18 protein-coding genes and 1 pseudogene are annotated in these 19,486 nt (G+C 63.7%); 12 read left to right on the plus strand and 7 right to left on the minus strand.

Translation table 11 applies throughout. The annotated features are described in order from the left end of the window. Window positions 1–24: 24 nt before the first annotated feature. Complete coding sequence (locus tag DJ563_RS17905; RefSeq protein WP_033703351.1) at window positions 25–1,518, minus strand: CoA-acylating methylmalonate-semialdehyde dehydrogenase; 1,494 nt, start codon at window positions 1,516–1,518, stop codon at window positions 25–27. Window positions 1,519–1,591: 73 nt separating this feature from the next. Beyond that, window positions 1,592–2,938: an aspartate aminotransferase family protein gene (locus tag DJ563_RS17910; RefSeq protein WP_274100464.1), complete on the minus strand. Its 1,347-nt coding sequence runs from the start codon at window positions 2,936–2,938 to the stop codon at window positions 1,592–1,594. A gap of 118 nt (window positions 2,939–3,056) precedes the next feature. Here DJ563_RS17910 and DJ563_RS17915 point away from each other — a divergent pair, with 118 nt between their 5' ends. From DJ563_RS17915 to DJ563_RS17940, 6 genes are all read left to right on the plus strand, one after another. Beyond that, window positions 3,057–3,974 (plus strand): LysR family transcriptional regulator, encoded by a 918-nt coding sequence (locus tag DJ563_RS17915; RefSeq protein WP_186682074.1) that lies wholly within the window; start codon window positions 3,057–3,059, stop codon window positions 3,972–3,974. 90 nt (window positions 3,975–4,064) lie between these two features. Then, on the plus strand, window positions 4,065–4,727 hold the full coding sequence (locus tag DJ563_RS17920; protein WP_186660716.1) for a TetR/AcrR family transcriptional regulator: 663 nt from the start codon (window positions 4,065–4,067) through the stop codon (window positions 4,725–4,727). Between the two features lie 9 nt (window positions 4,728–4,736). Continuing rightward, window positions 4,737–5,321: an IMPACT family protein gene (locus DJ563_RS17925; RefSeq protein WP_033703355.1), complete on the plus strand. Its 585-nt coding sequence runs from the start codon at window positions 4,737–4,739 to the stop codon at window positions 5,319–5,321. A gap of 370 nt (window positions 5,322–5,691) precedes the next feature. Further along, on the plus strand, window positions 5,692–6,378 hold the full coding sequence (locus tag DJ563_RS17930; protein WP_033703357.1) for an SDR family oxidoreductase: 687 nt from the start codon (window positions 5,692–5,694) through the stop codon (window positions 6,376–6,378). Between the two features lie 120 nt (window positions 6,379–6,498). Further along, window positions 6,499–7,854, plus strand: a complete 1,356-nt coding sequence (locus DJ563_RS17935; RefSeq protein ID WP_434518111.1) for an 8-oxoguanine deaminase — start codon at window positions 6,499–6,501, stop codon at window positions 7,852–7,854. A gap of 83 nt (window positions 7,855–7,937) precedes the next feature. Then, complete coding sequence (locus tag DJ563_RS17940; RefSeq protein WP_434518112.1) at window positions 7,938–8,885, plus strand: adenosine deaminase; 948 nt, start codon at window positions 7,938–7,940, stop codon at window positions 8,883–8,885. Between the two features lie 19 nt (window positions 8,886–8,904). On the opposite strand, the gene DJ563_RS17945 is transcribed toward DJ563_RS17940, so the two are convergent. Beyond that, the gene (locus DJ563_RS17945; RefSeq protein ID WP_434518113.1) at window positions 8,905–9,618 is read right to left on the minus strand and encodes a transcriptional regulator; all 714 of its coding nucleotides are present in this window, start codon (window positions 9,616–9,618) and stop codon (window positions 8,905–8,907) included. 528 nt (window positions 9,619–10,146) lie between these two features. Between DJ563_RS17945 and DJ563_RS17950 the strand changes: the two genes are divergently transcribed. Beyond that, window positions 10,147–10,344, plus strand: coding sequence for a hypothetical protein (locus tag DJ563_RS17950; protein ID WP_033703362.1), 198 nt, complete (start codon window positions 10,147–10,149; stop codon window positions 10,342–10,344). Here the strand turns inward: DJ563_RS17950 and DJ563_RS17955 are convergent. Then, entirely contained in the window at window positions 10,295–11,476 is a 1,182-nt protein-coding gene (locus DJ563_RS17955) for a multidrug effflux MFS transporter (protein ID WP_033703364.1), read from the minus strand. The two genes, DJ563_RS17950 and DJ563_RS17955, sit on opposite strands and share 50 nt — an antisense overlap. Before the next feature lie 103 nt (window positions 11,477–11,579). Continuing rightward, window positions 11,580–11,777 carry a heavy-metal-associated domain-containing protein gene (locus tag DJ563_RS17960; protein ID WP_033703365.1) on the minus strand — a complete coding sequence of 66 codons (198 nt, stop codon included), beginning with the start codon at window positions 11,775–11,777 and terminating at the stop codon, window positions 11,580–11,582. 142 nt (window positions 11,778–11,919) lie between these two features. Here DJ563_RS17960 and DJ563_RS17965 point away from each other — a divergent pair, with 142 nt between their 5' ends. From DJ563_RS17965 to DJ563_RS17985, 5 genes and pseudogenes are all read left to right on the plus strand, one after another. Further along, window positions 11,920–12,306 (plus strand): hypothetical protein, encoded by a 387-nt coding sequence (locus DJ563_RS17965; RefSeq protein WP_274100030.1) that lies wholly within the window; start codon window positions 11,920–11,922, stop codon window positions 12,304–12,306. Between the two features lie 52 nt (window positions 12,307–12,358). Beyond that, complete coding sequence (locus DJ563_RS17970) at window positions 12,359–14,758, plus strand: heavy metal translocating P-type ATPase (RefSeq protein ID WP_434518114.1); 2,400 nt, start codon at window positions 12,359–12,361, stop codon at window positions 14,756–14,758. Beyond that, window positions 14,755–15,165: a Cu(I)-responsive transcriptional regulator gene (cueR, locus tag DJ563_RS17975; RefSeq protein ID WP_033703368.1), complete on the plus strand. Its 411-nt coding sequence runs from the start codon at window positions 14,755–14,757 to the stop codon at window positions 15,163–15,165. The genes DJ563_RS17970 and cueR overlap by 4 nt, the downstream gene beginning before the upstream one ends. Window positions 15,166–15,492: 327 nt before the next feature. Continuing rightward, window positions 15,493–16,422, plus strand: a pseudogene (locus DJ563_RS17980) (HAMP domain-containing protein); the annotation flags it as partial. A gap of 129 nt (window positions 16,423–16,551) precedes the next feature. After that, window positions 16,552–17,280, plus strand: a complete 729-nt coding sequence (locus DJ563_RS17985; RefSeq protein ID WP_371856447.1) for a methyl-accepting chemotaxis protein — start codon at window positions 16,552–16,554, stop codon at window positions 17,278–17,280. A 64-nt stretch (window positions 17,281–17,344) separates the two neighbouring features. Here the strand turns inward: DJ563_RS17985 and DJ563_RS17990 are convergent, their stop codons facing one another. After that, window positions 17,345–18,124 carry an AraC family transcriptional regulator gene (locus DJ563_RS17990; protein ID WP_274100028.1) on the minus strand — a complete coding sequence of 260 codons (780 nt, stop codon included), beginning with the start codon at window positions 18,122–18,124 and terminating at the stop codon, window positions 17,345–17,347. Window positions 18,125–18,195: 71 nt separating this feature from the next. Further along, window positions 18,196–19,473 carry an acetyl-CoA C-acetyltransferase gene (locus DJ563_RS17995; RefSeq protein WP_274100027.1) on the minus strand — a complete coding sequence of 426 codons (1,278 nt, stop codon included), beginning with the start codon at window positions 19,471–19,473 and terminating at the stop codon, window positions 18,196–18,198. Window positions 19,474–19,486: the final 13 nt, after the last annotated feature.

A 19,486-nucleotide genomic window follows, 5' to 3' on the forward strand; every position in this document is an offset into this window, starting at 1 on the left:
GGCCTCCCCGCTTCACGTCACGCCTTAAAGGCTAGGGAACGCAAACTGCGACGCCTCATGGCTAGCCCGCTGCGGCCAGCGCTGGGTGATCGCCTTGCGGCGGGTATAGAAGCGCACACCATCCGGCCCATAAGCATGCAGGTCACCAAACAGCGAACGCTTCCAACCACCAAAGCTGTGATAAGCCACCGGTACTGGCAGCGGCACGTTCACACCAACCATGCCCACTTCGATCTCGTCACAGAACAGGCGCGCCGCCTCACCATCACGGGTGAAGATGCAAGTGCCGTTGCCATACTCGTGATCGTTGATCAGTTGCATGGCCTGCTCCAGGCTATTCACCCGCACCACGCACAGCACGGGGCCGAAGATCTCTTCTTTATAGATGCGCATCTCCGGGGTCACCTTGTCGAACAAGGTGCCACCCACGAAGTAACCATCCTCATTACCCGCCACACGGAAGCCACGGCCGTCCACCACCAGCTTGGCGCCAGCAGCCACACCGTCGTCGATATAGCCAACCACCTTGTCACGGGCAGCCGCCGTTACCAGCGGGCCCATGTCCAGGCCACAAGAAGTACCCGCACCGATCTTCAAGGCTTTGATCTGGGGCTCCAGCTTGGCGATCAGGGCATCTGCAACCTGGTCACCCACGCACACCGCCACGGAAATGGCCATGCAACGCTCACCGCACGAACCGTAGGCAGCTCCCATCAGGGCGCTGACGGCGTTGTCCAGGTCAGCATCAGGCATCAGCACGGCATGGTTCTTCGCACCACCCAGCGCCTGGACGCGTTTGCCGCGCTTGGTGCCTTCGGCATAGATGTACTCGGCAATCGGCGTCGAACCTACGAAGCTCAGGGCTTTTACCTCTGGGGCCTCGATCAGTGCATCCACCGCTTCCTTGTCACCGTGCACCACGTTGAGGATGCCCTTCGGCAGGCCAGCCTCCAGCAGCAGTTGCGCGATGAACAGGGTCGAACTCGGGTCACGTTCGGAAGGTTTGAGGATGAACGCGTTACCGCAGGCAATGGCCAGCGGGTACATCCACAGCGGGACCATGGCCGGGAAGTTGAACGGCGTAATGCCGGCAACCACGCCCAGTGGCTGGAAGTCGGACCAGGCGTCGATGTTCGGGCCCACGTTGCGGCTGTACTCGCCTTTGAGCACTTCCGGTGCTGCGCAAGCAAACTCGACGTTCTCGATACCGCGCTTCAGCTCGCCCGCAGCGTCTTCCACAGTCTTGCCGTGCTCTTCGCTGATCATCTGCGAGATGCGTGCTTCGTTCTGCTCCAACAGTTGCTTGAAACGGAACATCACCTGGGCACGTTTGGCCGGCGGTGTGTTGCGCCAAGCCGGGAACGCCGCCTTGGCCGAGTCGATGGCTTCCTGCACGGTCGCACGGCTGGCCAGTTCGACCTTGCGCACGGCCTGGCCGGTCGACGGATTGAAGACATCGGCGGTGCGCTCACCCTTGGTAACCAGCTCGCCGTTGATCAGGTGCTGAACAATGCTCATGCATAACTCCAGATAAAGAGGGGTGTTACAAGCGCGTGATCACCTCACGCGCCTGTCGTCATATTCGCGAAGATCAATCGATCAGGTTCAGGGTCTCGCCCACTGCGTCGAACAGGCGGTCCAGTTCCTGCGGCTGGGTGTTGAAGGTTGGGCCGAACTGCAGGGTGTCGCCACCAAAGCGAACATAGAAGCCCGCCTTCCACAGCTTCATCGCCACTTCATAAGGGCGCACGATCGCATCGCCATCGCGGGCAGCGATCTGGATCGCGCCGGCCAGGCCGTAGTTGCGGATGTCGACGACGTTCTTCGTGCCTTTTACGCCGTGCAGCAGCTTCTCGAAGTGCGGCGACAGTTCGGCAGCGGCCTGCACCAGGCTTTCCTTCTGCAGCAGGTCCAGCGCGGCGAGGCCGGCGGCGCAGGCCACAGGGTGGGCCGAGTAGGTATAGCCGTGGGGGAACTCCACCGCGTATTCCGGGGTGGGCTGGTTCATGAAGGTCTGATAGATCTCGGTGCTGGCAATTACCGCACCCATCGGGATGGCGCCGTTGGTCACCTGCTTGGCGATGCACATCAGGTCTGGCGTTACGCCGAAAGCTTCAGCACCGGTCATCGCGCCCATGCGGCCGAAACCGGTGATCACTTCGTCGAAGATCAGCAGGATGTTGTGCTGGGTGCAGATCTCGCGCAGGCGCTTGAGGTAGCCCTTCGGTGGCGGCAAAACACCTGCCGACCCCGCCAGCGGCTCGACAATCACCGCCGCGATGTTCGAGGCATCGTGCAGCTCGATCAGTTTGAGCATCTCGTCGGCCAGGGCGATGCCACCCTCTTCCGGCATGCCCTTGGAGAAGGCGTTGACCGGCAGCACGGTGTGCGGCAAATGGTCGACGTCCAGCAGCTGGCCGAACATCTTGCGGTTGCCGTTCACGCCACCCAGGCTGGTACCGGCGATGTTCACGCCGTGGTAACCGCGGGCACGGCCGATGATCTTGGTCTTGCTCGCCTGACCTTTCAGGCGCCAGTAGGCACGCACCATCTTCAACACGGTATCGGCGCACTCGGAACCGGAGTTGGTATAGAAGACGTGGTTCAGGTCACCCGGAGTCAGCTCGGTGATCTTTTCAGCCAGCTGGAACGACAGCGGGTGGCCGAACTGGAAGGCTGGGGAGTAATCCAGGGTGCCAAGCTGACGGGTTACCGCTTCGGTGATTTCCTTGCGGGTATGCCCGGCACCGCAGGTCCACAACCCAGACAAGGCGTCGAAAATCTTGCGCCCCTTGTCATCCACAAGGTAGTTGCCTTCAGCCGCCACGATCAGGCGTGGGTCGCGATGGAAATTGCGGTTGGCGGTGTAGGGCATCCAGTGCGCATCCAGCTTGAGCTGGCTGGCGATACCGGTGTGGGCGGTTTCGGGCATGTTCATCGGCGGTTCCTCGGAAGACGATTAGGCAACGATGGATGTTGTTGCAGCTAAATTGGCACGGCGATAAAGTCTGAAAAAGCCTGCATTTCTAATCTTCAGATAGGGCAACACTAAACTAATGAGCCGACGCCCCGACCCACTCGCTCAAGTCAGCGATTTTGACATTCGCCTGTTGAAGATCTACCGCAGCGTCGTCGAGTGCGGCGGCTTCTCGGCAGCCGAGAACGTGCTCGGGATCGGCCGCTCGGCCATCAGCCAGCAGATGAACGACCTAGAGCAGCGCCTGGGCCTACGCCTGTGCCAGCGCGGCCGTGCCGGTTTTTCCCTGACCGAGGAAGGCCGCGAGGTCTACCATTCGGCCTTGCAGTTGCTCAGCGCCCTGGAGAGCTTCCGTACCGAGGTCAACGGGCTGCACCAGCACCTGCGCGGCGAGCTGAACATCGGGCTGACCGATAACCTGGTGACCCTGCCGCACATGCGCATCACCCATGCACTTGCCGAGCTCAAGGACCGCGGCCCTGACGTGCGCATCAACATCCGCATGATCGCCCCCAGCCAGGTCGAGCACGGCGTCCTCGACGGCAGTCTGCATGTTGGCGTGGTACCGCAGACCATCGCCCTGTCAGGCCTTGAATACCAACCGCTGTATAGCGAGCGCTCGCTGCTGTATTGCGCGGTCGGCCACCCGCTGTTCTACGCCGACGATCACCAGATTGACGACGATAGGCTTAACAGCCAGGAAGCCATCACCCCAACCTTCCGCCTGCCGGCCGATATCCAGGCCCACTACCAGGCGCTGCATTGCACGGCCAGCGCGTCGGACCGCGAAGGGATGGCGTTTCTCATCCTCACCGGGCGCTACATCGGCTACCTGCCAGACCACTACGCCAGCTTCTGGGTGCAGCAAGGCCGGCTGCGTGCCCTCAAGCCCCGCCAGCGCTTCTATGACCTGAGCCTGAGTTGGGTGACACGCAAAGGGCGGCGGCCGAACCTGGTGCTGGAGAGCTTCCTGGATAGCCTGGCTGCGACACGCTGATGCCAGTCTCTGACGCAAACGCTTGTCACTTCGGCGCAGGCAGGTAATCTTGTCCGACAGCCGCTGCCACTGACCCGTACGGAATCGTCCATGACCCTTGAAGTCCCAGCGCATCGCCTCTCCGCCTCGGGCAAGCCCGCCGGCCGCATCCGCCAGAAGAACGAACAGGCCATCATCCAGGCCGCCGAAGACGAATTCGCCCGCCATGGCTTCAAGGGCACCAGCATGAACACCATTGCCCTGAAGGCCGGTTTGCCCAAGGCCAACCTGCATTATTACTTCACCAACAAGCTGGGCCTGTACATTGCCGTGCTGAGCAACATCATCGAACTGTGGGACAGCACCTTCAACGCCTTGAGCGTCGAGGACGACCCCGGCGAAGCGCTGAGCCATTACATCCGCACCAAGATGGAGTTCTCGCGGCGCAACCCGCAGGCCTCGCGGATCTTCGCCATGGAGGTGATCAGCGGCGGCAGTTGCCTGAACGAGTACTTCAGCGCCGACTACCGCGAGTGGTTCCGTGGCCGGGCAGCGGTGTTCCAGGCCTGGATCGAAGCGGGCAAGATGGACCCGGTCGACCCGGTGCACCTGATCTTCCTGCTCTGGGGCAGCACCCAGCACTACGCCGACTTCGCCACGCAGATCTGCCAGGTCACCGGCCGCAGCCGCCTGACCAAGCAAGACATGGAAGACGCCAGCAACAACCTTATCCACATCATTCTCAAGGGGTGCGGCATCAAGCCGAGTGCCTGACAGCCATTTATGCCTTCTACCCTGCTCGACCTCTGCGAGTTTCGTGAAGAAATCCGCAAAAGCCGTTTCATCACCCTCGCCGGCCCGATTACCAGTGCTGCCGAGGCGATGAGCTTCATCGAACGCCACAGTGACCTGGCCGCGACCCACAACTGCTGGGCCTGGAAGCTGGGCGGCCAGTACCGCAGCAATGACGATGGCGAGCCGGGTGGCACCGCCGGTCGCCCGATCCTGGCGGCCATCGAAGCGCAAGACTGCGATCAGGTGGTGGTGCTGGTGATCCGCTGGTACGGCGGCATCCAGCTGGGCACCGGAGGCCTGGCCAGGGCCTATGGCGGCGGCGCCAACAAATGCCTGCAACAGGCTCCCAAGCGGTTGTTGGTGCAACGCAGCGAATTCACCTGCAGTTGCAGCTTCAGCGAGCTGGCGTTGCTGAAGCTGCGCCTGGCAGAGGCTGACGGCCTGGTGCTGGATGAACAGTTCACCGCCAATGGCGTAGACCTGCACATTGCGGTGGGTGAAGCCCAGCTGGCCGCGCTGCAACAGCAGCTGGCCGACCTGAGCCGTGGGCGCATACTGCTCGAAGCACGCTGAACATTACGCACATGAACTGTGGGCCTGCCTGTGGATAAGCTTGGGGCACTCTCTTGCAGGCTAGGGTTCTCAAGGCCCGCAGAGCTTTGATCATATTTTGATCACTATTTGATGACAGCTGCAAATGACTGAAACCCTGAGGGTTATCCCCAAACCCGATTCACAAGGCGGCCCCGGCAACCCGTGTGGCTTGCACACAATAACTGTGGAACAGCCTGTGGATAACCCGTTAGCCAACAGGCCAAACGCCCAGCCACACAAGGGCTGGCGCAACTGATCATTAATTAACCAAAGGCGGGCAAGGCGGCAATTGCCAGTCTGCAGTATCCTCAATACCTTTCTTTTGCAATCGATCAAGGAGCGCGTCCACATGGCCACCGCAAAAACCGCACTCATCATCGGCGCCTCCCGTGGGCTTGGCCTGGGCTTGGTGCAACGCCTGCAAGAGGACGGCTGGAACGTCATCGCCACGGTGCGCGACCCGCAAAAGGCCGGCGCCTTGGCCAGTGTCCCCGGTGTGCGCATCGAGCAGCTGGAGATGAATGACACCGCGCAGCTCGACGGGCTGAAGCAACGCCTGCAAGGCGAAGTGTTCGACCTGCTGTTCGTCAACGCCGGCGTCATGGGCCCGCTGCCACAAGACCTGGAAACCGTCCGCAACCAGGACATCGGCGACCTGTTCATGACCAACGCAGTGGCGCCCATCCGCGTCGCCCGGCGCCTGGTCGGCCAGGTTCGCGAGGGCAGCGGCGTGCTGGCCTTCATGAGCTCGATCCTGGGCAGCGTGACCGTGCCGGACGGCGGTGAAGTCTGCCTGTACAAAGCCAGCAAGGCGGCGCTGAACTCGATGATCAACAGCTTCGTGGTCGAACAGCAGCGCCCCGGCCTTTGCGTACTGGCCATGCACCCTGGCTGGGTGAAGACCGACATGGGCGGCGAGAACGCCGAGATCGACGTACTCACCAGCACCCGCGGCATGCTCGAGCAGATCAAGGCGCAAAGCGGCAAGGGCGGCCTGCGCTTCATCAACTACAAAGGTGAGCCCCTGACCTGGTGAATTGAAAGCTGCGTGGCGAGGCAGTAGACTCGATGCCTCGCCCCCGCGGCGGACCTGGATCAGCAGACAGGGCAACACTGAGCTGGCTAACCTGAACCCACTTTCAGAGGAGCCGGCACCATGCCTGCGACCCGCATCTGGTTGAAATCCCCGCTTGCCATCTTCACCGCCAACGACACCGACGCCCGTGGCGGGCTGGTCATCGAAGACGGCCGTATCACACAGCTTCTGGCCCTCGGCGAAAGCCCCAGCCAACCCTGCGACCAAGTGTTCGATGCCCGCGAGCATGTGGTCACCCCGGGCCTGATCAACACCCACCACCACTTCTACCAGACCCTCACCCGGGCCTGGGCACCTGTGGTCAACCAGCCACTGTTCCCCTGGTTGAAGACGCTGTACCCGGTGTGGGCACGCCTGACCCCCGCGAAACTGGCACTGGCCAGCCAGGTAGCACTGGCCGAACTGCTGCTGTCGGGTTGCACGACCGCCGCCGATCACCATTACCTGTTCCCCCAAGGCCTGGACAATGCCATCGACGTGCAAGTCGACGTGGTGCGCCAGCTGGGCATGCGCGCGATGCTGACCCGCGGCTCGATGAGCCTGGGCGAAGACGACGGCGGCCTGCCCCCGCAGCAAACGGTGCAACAGGGCGAGGTGATTCTGGCCGACAGCCAGCGGCTTATCCACAGCTACCATGAACGCGGTGACGGTGCGCAGATCCAGATTGCCCTGGCGCCCTGCTCGCCCTTCTCGGTCACGCCTGAAATCATGCGGGCCAGCGCCACGCTCGCCGAAGAACTGGACGTGCGCCTGCACACCCACCTGGCGGAAACCCTCGATGAGGAAGACTTCTGCCTGCAACGCTTCGGCCTGCGCACAGTGGACTACCTGGACAGCGTCGGCTGGCTCGGCCCACGCACCTGGCTGGCTCACGGCATTCACTTCAATGCCGACGAAATCGCCCGCCTGGGCGCGGCCGGCACCGGCATCTGCCACTGCCCGAGCTCGAACATGCGCCTGGCCTCGGGCATCTGCCCGACCGTGGACCTTGAAGCCGCCGGTGCCCCGCTGGGCCTGGGCGTCGACGGGTCAGCCTCCAACGATGCCTCCAACATGATCCTCGAAGCCCGTCAGGCCCTGTACCTGCAGCGCCTGCGCTATGGCGCCGAGCAGATCACCCCGGAGCGTGCCCTGGGTTGGGCGACACGGGGTTCGGCACGCCTGCTCGGGCGCCAGGACATTGGTGAGCTGGCCGTTGGCAAGCAAGCCGACCTGGCAATGTTCAAACTCGACGAGCTGCGCTTCTCGGGCAGCCATGACCCGCTGTCGGCGCTGCTGCTGTGCGGAGCCGACCGCGCCGACCGGGTCATGATCGGTGGCCAGTGGCGGGTGGTCGACGGCCAGATCGAAGGCCTGGATATCCAGGGCCTGATCGCCAACCACCGCCAGGCCGCCGCGCAACTGATCGCCGGTTGAGCCAACACAGGGCCTGGCCGGGCGCATTGCCTGGCCAGGCCCTGTAGAATGGCGGCAACCGTACCTGATCGAGATAACCACCTATGTATGACTGGTTGAACGCCCTGCCCAAGGCCGAACTGCACCTGCACCTGGAGGGCTCGCTGGAGCCCGAGCTGCTGTTTGCCCTGGCCGAGCGCAACAAGATCGCCCTGCCCTGGGCCGATGTAGAGGCACTGCGTGGCGCCTACGCCTTCAACAACCTGCAGGAATTCCTAGACCTCTATTACCAAGGCGCGGATGTATTGCGTACCGAGCAGGACTTCTACGACCTGACCTGGGCCTACCTGCAACGCTGCAAGGCGCAGAACGTCATCCACACCGAACCCTTCTTCGACCCGCAAACCCATACCGACCGCGGTATCCCTTTCGAAGTGGTGCTCAACGGCATCAACCAGGCCCTCAAGGATGGCCGTGACCAGCTGGGCATCAGCAGTGGCCTGATCTTGAGCTTCCTGCGCCACCTCAGCGAAGAAGAAGCGCACAAGACACTCGACCAGGCCCTGCCCTTCCGCGATGCGTTCATCGCCGTAGGCCTGGACAGCTCTGAAATGGGCCACCCGCCTAGCAAGTTCCAGCGTGTGTTCGACCGCGCCCGCAGCGAAGGCTTCGTCGCCGTTGCCCACGCCGGTGAAGAAGGCCCGCCCGGATACATCTGGGAAGCCCTGGACCTGTTGAAGATCAAACGCATCGACCATGGCGTGCGCGCCATCGAAGACGAGCGCCTGATGCAACGCATCATCGACGAGCAGATCCCCCTGACCGTCTGCCCCCTGTCAAACACCAAGCTCTGCGTGTTCGACCACATGCGCCAGCACAACATCCTGGACATGCTCGAACGTGGGGTGAAGGTCACGGTCAACTCGGACGACCCTGCCTACTTCGGCGGCTACGTCACCGAAAACTTCCATGCCCTGCACACTCACCTGGGCATGACCGAAGACCAGGCCCGCCGCCTGGCGCAAAACAGCCTGGACGCGCGGCTGGTCTGATTGGCGGGTGGCGTTGCGGTCAGCCGACCTGCAACGTCGTGACGCGGGCAATGCGATTGATGTGCTGGATGCCCAGCGCCGAGATATGCAATGCCCGCGTATCCTCGGACTCGCGCATCCAGCCGGACTGCAGAAACAGCCTGAACAGGGCCTGCCCGAGCACGCCCCCCAGGTGAGGGCCCTGGTTGTTCCAGTCGGTGCAGCGGCAGATCACGCAACCCCGTTGCTGGTGTGGCGCCAGGGCGTCGATGTAAACGCCCACCAGCGCCAGCTCTGCCCGCCCTCGCTCACTGACCATCAGTTGACGGTCGGTGCCCTCCAGCCAGCCGGCCGCGACCAGCCGTTGGTACAACTCGCCGGCAAGCTCCCCCCCCAGATGGTCACCGCAACGCCGCGCCCTGCGTAGCGACATGGGCAGTTGCGTGGCAGTTGCCTCGGGCGGGTGCGCTTTGGCGCTGCACAACTGCACGCTGGCCAATGCCTCCACCGCAGCCCCCACCTGCGGGGTAGCCAAGCGGAAGTAGCGTTTACGCCCGCGCGCTTCGTGCCTGAGCAAACCGGCCGAAGACAGCAACGAAAGGTGGGCGCAAGCGGAGGATGACGTCAACCCGGTCATCATCGCGAGCTCGTTCGCCAGGCGCGGCGTGCCGTCGATCAACGCCCAGAGCATGGCACTGCGCTTGGGGTCGGCCATCAGGCTGGCGATCTGGCTGATACTGCTGACTGCGTTCATATCCCTGTAACTCCCTGCACGTTCACATGTGGATGCAATGGCCAACCCTGGCAACGCGGATCGCCTGCCTGATAATTGCCAGTACCGACAGGGAAACCCCTCTCGCTGACACTGGCTCTAGGGGGCAGTATAAGCCGCAGAAAACCCCGCTCAGGCAGCCAGCGGATGCGGCCCGCCTGTCTGAAGTCCATTGGGTATGCCTACCCATGCGAGATGATGTGCAGGTTCGTGGAACGCGCCGAAACCGCGCAGATGAACAATGCCCCAGAACTTTGCGGGGCACAGACAGGGCATGAGGAAAAATCGCCCGGAGTACGTTCGGATGCGGCCGACAGCGGGCTTCCATAAATAGCGCAAACAAAAGCGAAGCTTCTACATGCTTCCAGGCATTACACCCGGGCAGCATGAAGTAATGTGGGAAATAACAGCGCCACTGACCGTCAGTCAGAACGCAGATACCGGTCATGGCATGCACAGGGCACAGCGCTACACTTCATCCGCTCTCAACCCCATTGGAGGTATGCCGCGATGAAAATTGTCGTCAGTGCGTCGAGCCGCAACCCGATCTGCCCCTGGCAGGTTCAGCTCGACCAACACGTGGTCAGTTTCCGCAGCGAGGCCGAAGCACGTGCCTTCGTCGCCACCTTGGAAACCCGCCTGCAGGCGCCCCACCCGCTTACGCAGGCCGCCTGGCCTGCAAGCGCCGGGTCAGCAGCGCGACACTGACCACCAGTGCCCCGCACAGGCTGATCACCAGTGTCATCGGCACCGCACTGCCATCGTGCAACAACCCGACCAATGCCGCTGCGCCCGCGGCGACGCTGAACTGCAGGCAGCCCATCAATGCCGAGGCGCTGCCTGCCCGTGCACCCTGCCCACTCATGGCGCAGGCCGAGGCATTGGGGATGATGCAGCCCAGGCTTGCGATGCACACGAACAACGGCACCAGCAGCGGCCACAATTGGCTCGGCCGCAGCGCGGCAACGCCAAGCAACAGCAAACCTGCGGCCAGGTACATCCACACTGCGCGCACCAGCAAGAAAGCCGGGCCACGCTTGGCCAGCAAGCGTGCATTGACCTGCGCCACGAGGATAAAACCTGCCGCATTGGTGCCGAACAACCAGCCGTAATGCTCGGCAGGCACGCCATACAGCTTGATGAAGACGAAAGGCGAGCCGGCGATGTAGGCAAACATACCGGCAATGGCAATACCACCGGTCAAGGCATGGCCGAGGAACACCCGGTCATTGAGCAGGCGCAGGTACTGGCGCAACGCCCCCGACAGCGGTTGGCGCGGCATGTCCGCCGGCAGGCTCTCCGGCAGGCCCAGGCTGACCGCCAGCAGGCAGGCGGCACTGAACAGGCTCAGCACCAGGAAGATCGACTGCCAGCCCGCCAGGTTCACCAACACCCCGCCCAGCATCGGCGCGAGGATCGGCGCCAGGCCCATCACCAGCATCAGTTGCGAAAACACTTTGGCCGACGCCACCGGGTCGCACTTGTCACTGACGATCGCCCGCGACAGCACCATCCCGGCGCAGCCGCCCAGCGCCTGGACGAACCGCGCCAACACCAGGGTATCGAGGTTGGGGGCATAGGCGCACGCCAGCGAGGCCAGGGTAAACAGTGTCACGCCAAACAGCAGAGGCTTGCGCCGCCCGAAGCGGTCGGCCACCGGACCATACGCCAACTGGCCGATGGACAGGCCAAGGAAGTAGGCGGCCAAGGTGGTCTGGACGTGTTTTTCATCGGTGGCGAAAGCCTGCGCCATGGCCGGGAAGGCGGGCAGGTAAAAGTCGATCGCCAAAGGCCCGAACGCACTCAATGCGCCCAGGATCAGCACCATTCGCAGGTTCATCAGGAATCCATAGCAGGCTAAGCAAGTGCGTAAGTCTACCTGCTAAGGGCTCCATCAGCATGAAAACATTTGCAACAAAAGGGGCACCAAGCGCCCCTGGGCATCAGGCCACTTCGGCTTGATAACCCTCGTCACGGATCGCCGTGAGGATCTGCTCCACCGCCATCGCACTCTGCACCCGCACCTGCTTGCCCGCCAGGTCGACCTCGACCTGAGCCGCGGCATCTTGCGCCTGCACTGCCCGGGTCACCGCTTTGACACAATGGCCACAGGTCATGCCTTGTACATTGAACACTTGCATGGGGTTACCTCCTTCAGGTTTTGACGCAGTTTCAAGCTTGCCATCGGGTCAAGGTCAAGCCCTTGCAAGCGCCCGGGCTGGAAATCCGCGCTCACGTCGGCCAAGCTGCGCCTTTGACGATCAGGCAAGCAGGAGATTTTTCATGTTCAGGGCAGCATTGGGCGTCGTCGGGCTTTTGAGCGCGCTGGCTGCGGTGCCACCGGCCAGCGCCGAGGGCAACTCTGACTACAGCGTATTGATCATCTCCCGGGAGCGCCTGGAAGTGGCCACCAGTTGCGAAATTGGCGTCTACCTCAACGACCAGCTTTCCGGGCGCATGTTCCAGGAGCAGTCCACCTCCTTCAACCTGCCACCCGGCCCAGTGGATGTGCGCCTGCGCCTACTGCCAGGGCAAGCGCCCGGTTGCGCTGCGGGTATCGAAGACCAGCGCAGCACGCGTTTGAACCTGCAGGCGGGCCAGATCAACAAATACCGGATTGCCATGGGCCACAATGGGCTGGAATTGAAGCGCGCCGGCCTCGGCTATTGACCTTGCCTACGTGGCAAGGTTGATGCTGGAGGCCAATCCAAGGAGGACAGCCATGCCCGCATCCACCACGTTCGACCTGCCGATTTCCGGCATGACCTGCGCCAGCTGTGCCGGCCGGGTCGAGCGCGCCCTGCGCAAGGTCGACGGCGCTGAACAGGTCAGCGTCAACCTTGCCACCGAACAGGCCCGGGTTCAGGCCCCGGCCAGCAGCCTGCCGGCCTTGCTCGACGCCGTGCGCGAAGCCGGCTACGGCGTACCCACCCGCACCGTCGAGCTGCAGATCGGCGGCATGACCTGCGCCAGCTGCGTCGGCCGTGTCGAACGCGCGCTCGGCAAACTGCCCGGGGTCGAGCAGGTCAGCGTCAACCTGGCCAGCGAACGCGCGCACCTCGAGGTGCTCGCGGCCCTCGACGACAGTCTTTTGATCAACACCGTGGAAAAGGCCGGCTACAGCGCCAGCCTGCCGCATGCGGGCAAGGATGAGCAGGGCGATGCCCAGCGCCGCCTGCGCAACGAACGCCTGGCCGTCGCTGCTGCCCTGCTGCTGGCCCTGCCGCTGGTGTTGCCGATGCTGGTGCAGCCCTTCGGCCTGCACTGGATGCTGCCCGCCTGGGCGCAGTTTGTGCTGGCAACGCCCGTGCAGTTCATTCTCGGTGCGCGCTTCTATGTGGCGGCCTGGAAGGCCGTGCGTGCCGGTGCCGGCAACATGGACCTGCTGGTGGCCCTGGGCACCAGTGCCGGCTACGGCCTGAGCCTGTACCAATGGGCACAAGCCCCGGCCGGTATGGCGCCACACCTGTACTTCGAAGCCTCGGCCGTGGTCATTGCCCTGGTCTTGCTGGGCAAATACCTCGAAAGCCGCGCCAAGCGCCAGACCGCCAGCGCCATCCGCGCCCTTGAAGCCCTGCGCCCCGAACGCGCGGTGCGCGTGATAGATGGCCGTGAGGAAGATGTGGCGATCGCCCAGTTGCGGCTCGGTGACCTGGTAGTGGTCAAGCCCGGTGAGCGGTTCCCAGTCGATGGCCAAGTCGAGGAAGGCAGCAGCCACGCCGACGAGGCCCTGATCAGCGGTGAGAGCCTGCCGGTGCCCAAACAACCTGGCGACCCCGTCACCGGTGGCGCCATCAATGGCGAAGGTCGTCTGCTGGTGCGCACCCAGGCACTGGGCACTGAAACCGTGCTGGCTCGCATCATCCGCCTGGTCGAAGATGCCCAGGCGGCCAAGGCGCCCATTCAGAAGTTGGTGGACCGGGTCAGCCAGGTCTTTGTCCCGGCCGTGCTGGTGATCGCGCTGGTCACCCTGATTGGCTGGTGGCTGGCCGGCGCCCCGCTGGAAACCGCGCTGATCAACGCGGTCGCCGTGCTGGTGATCGCCTGCCCCTGTGCGCTCGGCCTGGCCACGCCGGCGGCGATCATGGCCGGCACCGGCGTGGCCGCCCGCCACGGCATCCTGATCAAGGACGCCGAGGCCCTGGAGCGTGCCCATGCGGTCAACCGGGTGGTCTTCGACAAGACCGGCACCCTCACCTCCGGCAGCCCCCGGGTGGTCCACAGCCAGGCGCTGGTCGGCAGCACCGCCGAGCTGCACCGCTTGGCCGGCGCCCTTCAGCGCGGCAGTGAGCACCCGTTGGCCAAGGCCGTGCTGGATGCGTGCGCCGAGCAGCAGTTGGAGGTGCCTGCGGTGGTCGACAGCCAGTCGCTGACCGGGCGGGGTATCGCCGGGCACGTGGAAGGCCGTGATCTGGCCCTGGGCAATCGCCGCCTGCTTGATGAAAGCATGTTGCAACCCGGTGGCCTGGCCGCCAAGGCCCACGCCTGGGAAGCCGAAGGCCGTACGCTGTCGTGGCTTGTGGAGCGCGGCGCACAACCCCGGGTGCTGGGCCTGTTCGCCTTCGGCGACAGCCTCAAGCCGGGTGCTGCGCAGGCTATCGATACCCTGCACGCCCAACATATCAGCAGCCACCTGCTGACCGGCGACAACCGCGGCAGCGCCAAGGTGGTTGCCGACGCCCTCGGCATCGACGACGTGTACGCCGAAGTGCTGCCAGCCGACAAGGCCGCCACCGTGACGGCGCTCAAACAGGACGGCGTGGTGGCAATGGTAGGCGACGGCATCAACGATGCCCCGGCCCTTGCTGCGGCCGACATCGGCATCGCCATGGGCGGTGGCACAGACGTGGCCATGCAGGCCGCCGGCATCACCCTGATGCGCGGTGACCCCCGCCTGGTACCGGCAGCCCTGGAGATCAGCCGCAAGACCTACGCGAAGATCCGCCAGAACCTGTTCTGGGCGTTCATCTACAACCTGGTCGGTATCCCCTTGGCCGCGCTGGGTTACCTCAACCCGGTACTGGCCGGCGCCGCCATGGCCCTGTCCAGCGTCAGTGTGGTCAGCAATGCGCTATGGCTGAAGACCTGGAAACCCACCAGCAGCACCCAGGAGGCTCCATGAACATCGGCCAGGCCGCCCGCCGCAGCGGGCTCAGCACCAAGATGATCCGCTATTACGAGTCCATCGGCCTGCTCAAGCCGGCCACCCGCAGCGACAGCGGCTACCGCCTGTACCAGCCAGAAGACCTGCACAGCCTGGCGTTCATCAAGCGCTCACGCGATCTGGGGTTTTCCCTGGAAGAGGTCGGCAAACTGCTGACGCTCTGGCAAGACCGCCAGCGCGCCAGTGCCGACGTCAAGGCGCTGGCCATGCAGCATATCGACGAGCTGAACCGGCGCATCGAAGAGCTGGTGAGCCTGCGCGATACCCTCGGCGATCTGGTTTCCCACTGCCAAGGGGATGAGCGGCCGGACTGTCCGATCCTCAAGGATCTGGCCAACGGCAAAGTGAGCGAATGTTGCCGCTGAGCCGCGCGGCGAGGCTTTGGTATGCCATATTCGCCTAAACACGACCGAATCATCGCCTGCTGCGACATTCCCTAATAAATACGGGCATTTGCCTTCATCTAATCCCGGGCGCTGCCGATGCAGTAACTACCTGCCTCGTGTGTCGACAATATAAAAATTCCGGGAGCGTCGATGAGCATCAAACAGAAACTGACCTGGGCATTCGCGGTCATCGCCGGCTTGCCCATCGTTCTCGTGGCCACCTTGGTGGTCCTCAACCTGCGCGGCGAAGCCCGCGATGGATTCCTCGACAGCAGCAGCCGGGAAATTCGCCAGGTCAGCAACGCGATGAACATCTTCTTCCAGGGCATCAACCAGAACGTCGAATACCTGGCCTCGCAACCGATGATCGCGGCCACGGGCAACAACCTGAACAAGTTCATGAGCGCCAACCCGTCATACGAACTGGGCGATCAAGACAAGCAAGTGCTCGAATTCTTCACCCGCCTGGCCGATTCGCACCCGGGTTACGCCTACCTTTCCTACGGTGTGAGTGACGGCGGCTATGTCGGCTGGCCGGCGGGGCAGAAGTTCGTCAACTACGACCCGCGCCCTCGCCCCTGGTACCAGTTGGCCATGGCCAACCCAGGCAAGACCCTGCGTACCGGCGCCTACTACTGGGCTGCCGACGACGCCGTGCTGGTGAGCACCGTGCGCGCCGTGGCCAACCAGCTTGGCAACCCGGGCGGCGTGGTCAACATCGACGTTTCGCTCAAGGGCCTGACGCAGATCGTCCAGCAGATCAAGCTGGGCGAAAGCGGCTACCTGATGCTGGTGGAAAACAACGGCAACGTGATGGTCGACCCGCGCGATGCCAGCCACAACTTCAAGCAACTGGGCAGCTTCGGCGACGGCTATGCCGCCCTGGCCAAGGCAGGTAAAGGCTTGGTCGAGGTCGAGCTGAACGGCGTGCGCTACATGGCCAACATCTACCCCGACGAACAACTGGGCTGGACCTTCATCGGCCTGATCGAGCAGAGCGAGGTGATGCAGACCACCACCCGCCTGACTTGGCTGATCGGCACCATCGCACTGGTGCTGGCAGCACTGTTCGCCGTGGTCGGTGCAGCCTTCGCCAAGCTGATCGTGCGCCCGATCAACAGCGTTACCAGCGGCCTGGAAGACATTGCCCAGGGCGAAGGCGACCTGACCCGCAACCTTGAAGTACGCGGCCGTGACGAAACCGCCCAACTGGCCAACTGGTTCAACCAGTTCCTCGGCGCGATTCGCAGCCTGATCCAGCACATCGGCGCTGCGGCCAGCAAGATCCTCAGCACCTCCACCAGCTCGACCCAGGTGTCCAACGACATGGCCGAGGCTGCCGGGCGCCAGCGTGAAGCCGTGGACATGGTTTCCACTGCCTTCCACGAAATGGTCGCCACCGCCAACGAAGTCGCCCGCTCCTGCAGCCAGGCGGCGCAGTCGGCCGACAGCGGCCAGCAGCAGGCCCGTGAAGGCCAGCAGCAAATCGATGCGGCGGTGCACAGCGTCGATCGCCTGAGCCAGGAAATCGAGCAATCGGCCCAGTCGATCCAGCAACTGGAGCGCGACAGCAACGCCATCCAGTCGATCCTCGGCACCATCCGCTCGATTGCCGAGCAAACCAACCTGCTGGCGCTCAACGCCGCGATCGAGGCCGCCCGCGCCGGTGAACAGGGCCGGGGCTTCGCCGTGGTTGCCGATGAAGTGCGGGCGCTGGCCAAGCGTACTGCCGACTCCACCGCCGAGATCGACGGCCTGCTGGGCAACCTGGCCAGCCGCACTGCCGAAGTCGCCGAGCAGATGCACGCCAGCCTGGAAGTGTCGCAGCAATCGGTCAGCCGCATTGGCCTGGCCCGCGACAGCTTTGGCCAGATCCGTGAGTCGGTGGATGTGATTCGCGACATGAACACGCAGATCGCCACGGCGGCCGAAGAGCAGCACCAGGTAGCCGAGGACATCAACCGGCACATCAGCCAGATCCACGGCGATGCGCAACTGGTGGCCGAACTTGCCCAGGCTGCGCGGCAGGACTCGCAAAGCCTGGCAGGGCTGTCCAACGAACTGGATGCACTGGTGCGACGCTTCCGCACCTGATCGGCCAACCGGCCTCTGTTACCGGCCTCTGGGGTTTACCCAGGCCGGTACAGGGCGCTGGAGGTTAAAACTTCAGCTCCCCCGGCGTCGCTCCGAACAATTGCTTGAACGCTGCGATGTAAGCCGAGGTCGAGTCATAACCGCAGCCCAACGCCGCCTCCGTCACGTTATCCCCCGCCTCCAGCAACGCCAGCGATGACAACAGCCGCATACGCTGCCGCCAGTTGCGAAAACTCAACCCGGTCTCCCGCTGAAACAGCCGCATCAGCGTCTTTTCCGAACATGCCAGTTGCTGCGCCCATTGCTGCAGGGTCTGTGGCTGGTCTGGCGCCGCGATCAGGCCATTGCACAGTGCCAGCAACCCTGGATGGCGTGGCAGCGGCAACGAGAAGCCCACCTCGGGCAACGTGCGCAACTGGTCGAGCAGCACCGCGACCAATCGCGCCTCGGCGCTGTCATCTTCCGGGTAGTCTGCCGGGAGCAGGCAGAACTGCTTGATCAACTCCCGCGCCAACGGCGTCACCTCCAGCACCCGGCAGTGCTCCGGTGCCCACGGGCAGGCATCGCGGCGAACGTACAGGCTGCGCATTTCGGCCTGCATCGATGTCACCACCTCGTGTTCGGCATCCGCAGGCACCCACACGCCCCACTGGGGGGGCGCGAAATAGCTGCCTTCGCGGGTGTATACACCCAGCACGCCGCTGATGGCGTAGGAGAACTGCACCCAATCGTGCTGATGGCGGGTGGTCCAGGAACCGGCACCGAGGCTTTCGGCGCGGGCATACAGCGGCCTGGGCAGATGGTCCAATGCGGGGATGGGCCGTGGGTGTCCGATGATCGGCATGGCGGTTTCTTGTAGTTCTGATCGGACAAGCCTAACAGCTGGGGGGATGACTGTGGCGCCATCCCGCAAGATCACCGCTCGACGATGACCGTCACCCCTTGCCCACCCGCCGCACAGATCGAGATCAACCCCCGCCCCTTGCCTGCCGTCGCCAGCAGCTTGGCCAGGTTGGCCAGCACCCGCCCACCCGTCGCCGCGAACGGATGCCCCGCCGCCAACGAACTGCCCTTGACGTTGAGCTTGCTGCGATCGATCGCGCCAAGCGCTGCGTCCAGCCCCAGCCGCTCACGGCAATAGTCCGCGTCCTCCCAGGCCTTGAGCGTACACAACACCTGGGCCGCGAACGCTTCGTGGATTTCGTAGTAGTCAAAGTCTTGCAGGGTCAGGCCATTGCGCGCCAACAAGCGCGGCACCGCATACACCGGCGCCATCAACAGGCCTTCGCGGCCGTTGACGAAATCCACCGCAGCGGTTTCGCCGTCTACCAGATAGGCCAGCACCGAGAGCCCCTGTTCCTGCGCCCATGCTTCGCTGCCCAGCAGCACCAGCGAAGCACCGTCGGTCAACGGCGTGGAATTGCCTGCCGTCAGCGTGCCCAAGCCGCTGCGGTCGAAGGCTGGCTTGAGCGTGGCCAGTTGTTCCAGGGTCAAGTCCGGGCGCAGGTTGTTGTCACGGCCCAAAGCCAGAAAAGGCGTGAGCAGGTCATCCTGCCAACCTTCGGCATAAGAAGCTGCCAACCGTTGGTGGCTGAGCAAGGTCAGTTCGTCCTGTGCACTGCGCTCGATCCGCCAGGCCTGCGCCATTCGCTCGCAATGCTCGCCCATCGACAGGCCTGTGCGCGGCTCGCCATTGCGGGGTAACTCAGGTTTCAGGTGGCCAGGGCGCAACTTGAGAAAGGGTTTGAGCCGTTCAGCCAGGCTTTTGCCCCGGTTGGCCTCCAGCAGGATGTGGCGCAACCCTTCGTTGACGGCAATGGGCGCATCGGAGGTGGTATCCACGCCGCCCGCAATGCCGCTGTCGATCTGCCCCAGGGCAATCTTGTTGGCCACCAGCAGTGCAGCCTCCAGCCCCGTGCCGCAGGCCTGCTGGATGTCGTAGGCCGGTGTGCGCGGCGACAAGCGTGAACCGAGCACGCATTCGCGGGTCAGGTTCATGTCACGCGAATGCTTGAGCACCGCGCCTGCCACCACTTCGCCCAGCTGAAGCCCATGCAAGCGGTAGCGCTCGATCAGGCCCTCGAGGGCGACGGTAAGCATCGCCTGGTTGCTGGCGGTGGCGTAGGCGCCATTGGAGCGGGCGAACGGGATTCGGTTGCCGCCCAGGATCGCGACCCGGCGAGGTGAACGCATGCGCATGTTCCTC

The sequence above is a fragment of the Pseudomonas sp. NFX1 genome (assembly GCF_051123555.1).
GTDB classification, from domain to species: Bacteria; Pseudomonadota; Gammaproteobacteria; order Pseudomonadales; family Pseudomonadaceae; genus Aquipseudomonas; species Aquipseudomonas capeferrum.

Coding starts and splice junctions, on each gene's coding strand:
- DJ563_RS17955 (WP_033703364.1), bottom strand. CDS start 11,476: ATGAACCTGCGAATGGTGCTGATCCTGGGCGCATTGAGTGCGTTCGGG.
- DJ563_RS17950 (WP_033703362.1), top strand. CDS start 10,147: ATGAAAATTGTCGTCAGTGCGTCGAGCCGCAACCCGATCTGCCCCTGG.
- DJ563_RS17945 (WP_434518113.1), bottom strand. CDS start 9,618: ATGAACGCAGTCAGCAGTATCAGCCAGATCGCCAGCCTGATGGCCGAC.
- DJ563_RS17935 (WP_434518111.1), top strand. CDS start 6,499: ATGCCTGCGACCCGCATCTGGTTGAAATCCCCGCTTGCCATCTTCACC.
- DJ563_RS17920 (WP_186660716.1), top strand. CDS start 4,065: ATGACCCTTGAAGTCCCAGCGCATCGCCTCTCCGCCTCGGGCAAGCCC.
- DJ563_RS17925 (WP_033703355.1), top strand. CDS start 4,737: ATGCCTTCTACCCTGCTCGACCTCTGCGAGTTTCGTGAAGAAATCCGC.
- DJ563_RS17985 (WP_371856447.1), top strand. CDS start 16,552: ATGGTTTCCACTGCCTTCCACGAAATGGTCGCCACCGCCAACGAAGTC.
- DJ563_RS17970 (WP_434518114.1), top strand. CDS start 12,359: ATGCCCGCATCCACCACGTTCGACCTGCCGATTTCCGGCATGACCTGC.
- DJ563_RS17995 (WP_274100027.1), bottom strand. CDS start 19,473: ATGCGTTCACCTCGCCGGGTCGCGATCCTGGGCGGCAACCGAATCCCG.
- DJ563_RS17940 (WP_434518112.1), top strand. CDS start 7,938: ATGTATGACTGGTTGAACGCCCTGCCCAAGGCCGAACTGCACCTGCAC.
- DJ563_RS17905 (WP_033703351.1), bottom strand. CDS start 1,518: ATGAGCATTGTTCAGCACCTGATCAACGGCGAGCTGGTTACCAAGGGT.
- DJ563_RS17965 (WP_274100030.1), top strand. CDS start 11,920: ATGTTCAGGGCAGCATTGGGCGTCGTCGGGCTTTTGAGCGCGCTGGCT.
- DJ563_RS17930 (WP_033703357.1), top strand. CDS start 5,692: ATGGCCACCGCAAAAACCGCACTCATCATCGGCGCCTCCCGTGGGCTT.
- cueR (WP_033703368.1), top strand. CDS start 14,755: ATGAACATCGGCCAGGCCGCCCGCCGCAGCGGGCTCAGCACCAAGATG.
- DJ563_RS17910 (WP_274100464.1), bottom strand. CDS start 2,938: ATGAACATGCCCGAAACCGCCCACACCGGTATCGCCAGCCAGCTCAAG.
- DJ563_RS17990 (WP_274100028.1), bottom strand. CDS start 18,124: ATGCCGATCATCGGACACCCACGGCCCATCCCCGCATTGGACCATCTG.
- DJ563_RS17915 (WP_186682074.1), top strand. CDS start 3,057: ATGAGCCGACGCCCCGACCCACTCGCTCAAGTCAGCGATTTTGACATT.
- DJ563_RS17960 (WP_033703365.1), bottom strand. CDS start 11,777: ATGCAAGTGTTCAATGTACAAGGCATGACCTGTGGCCATTGTGTCAAA.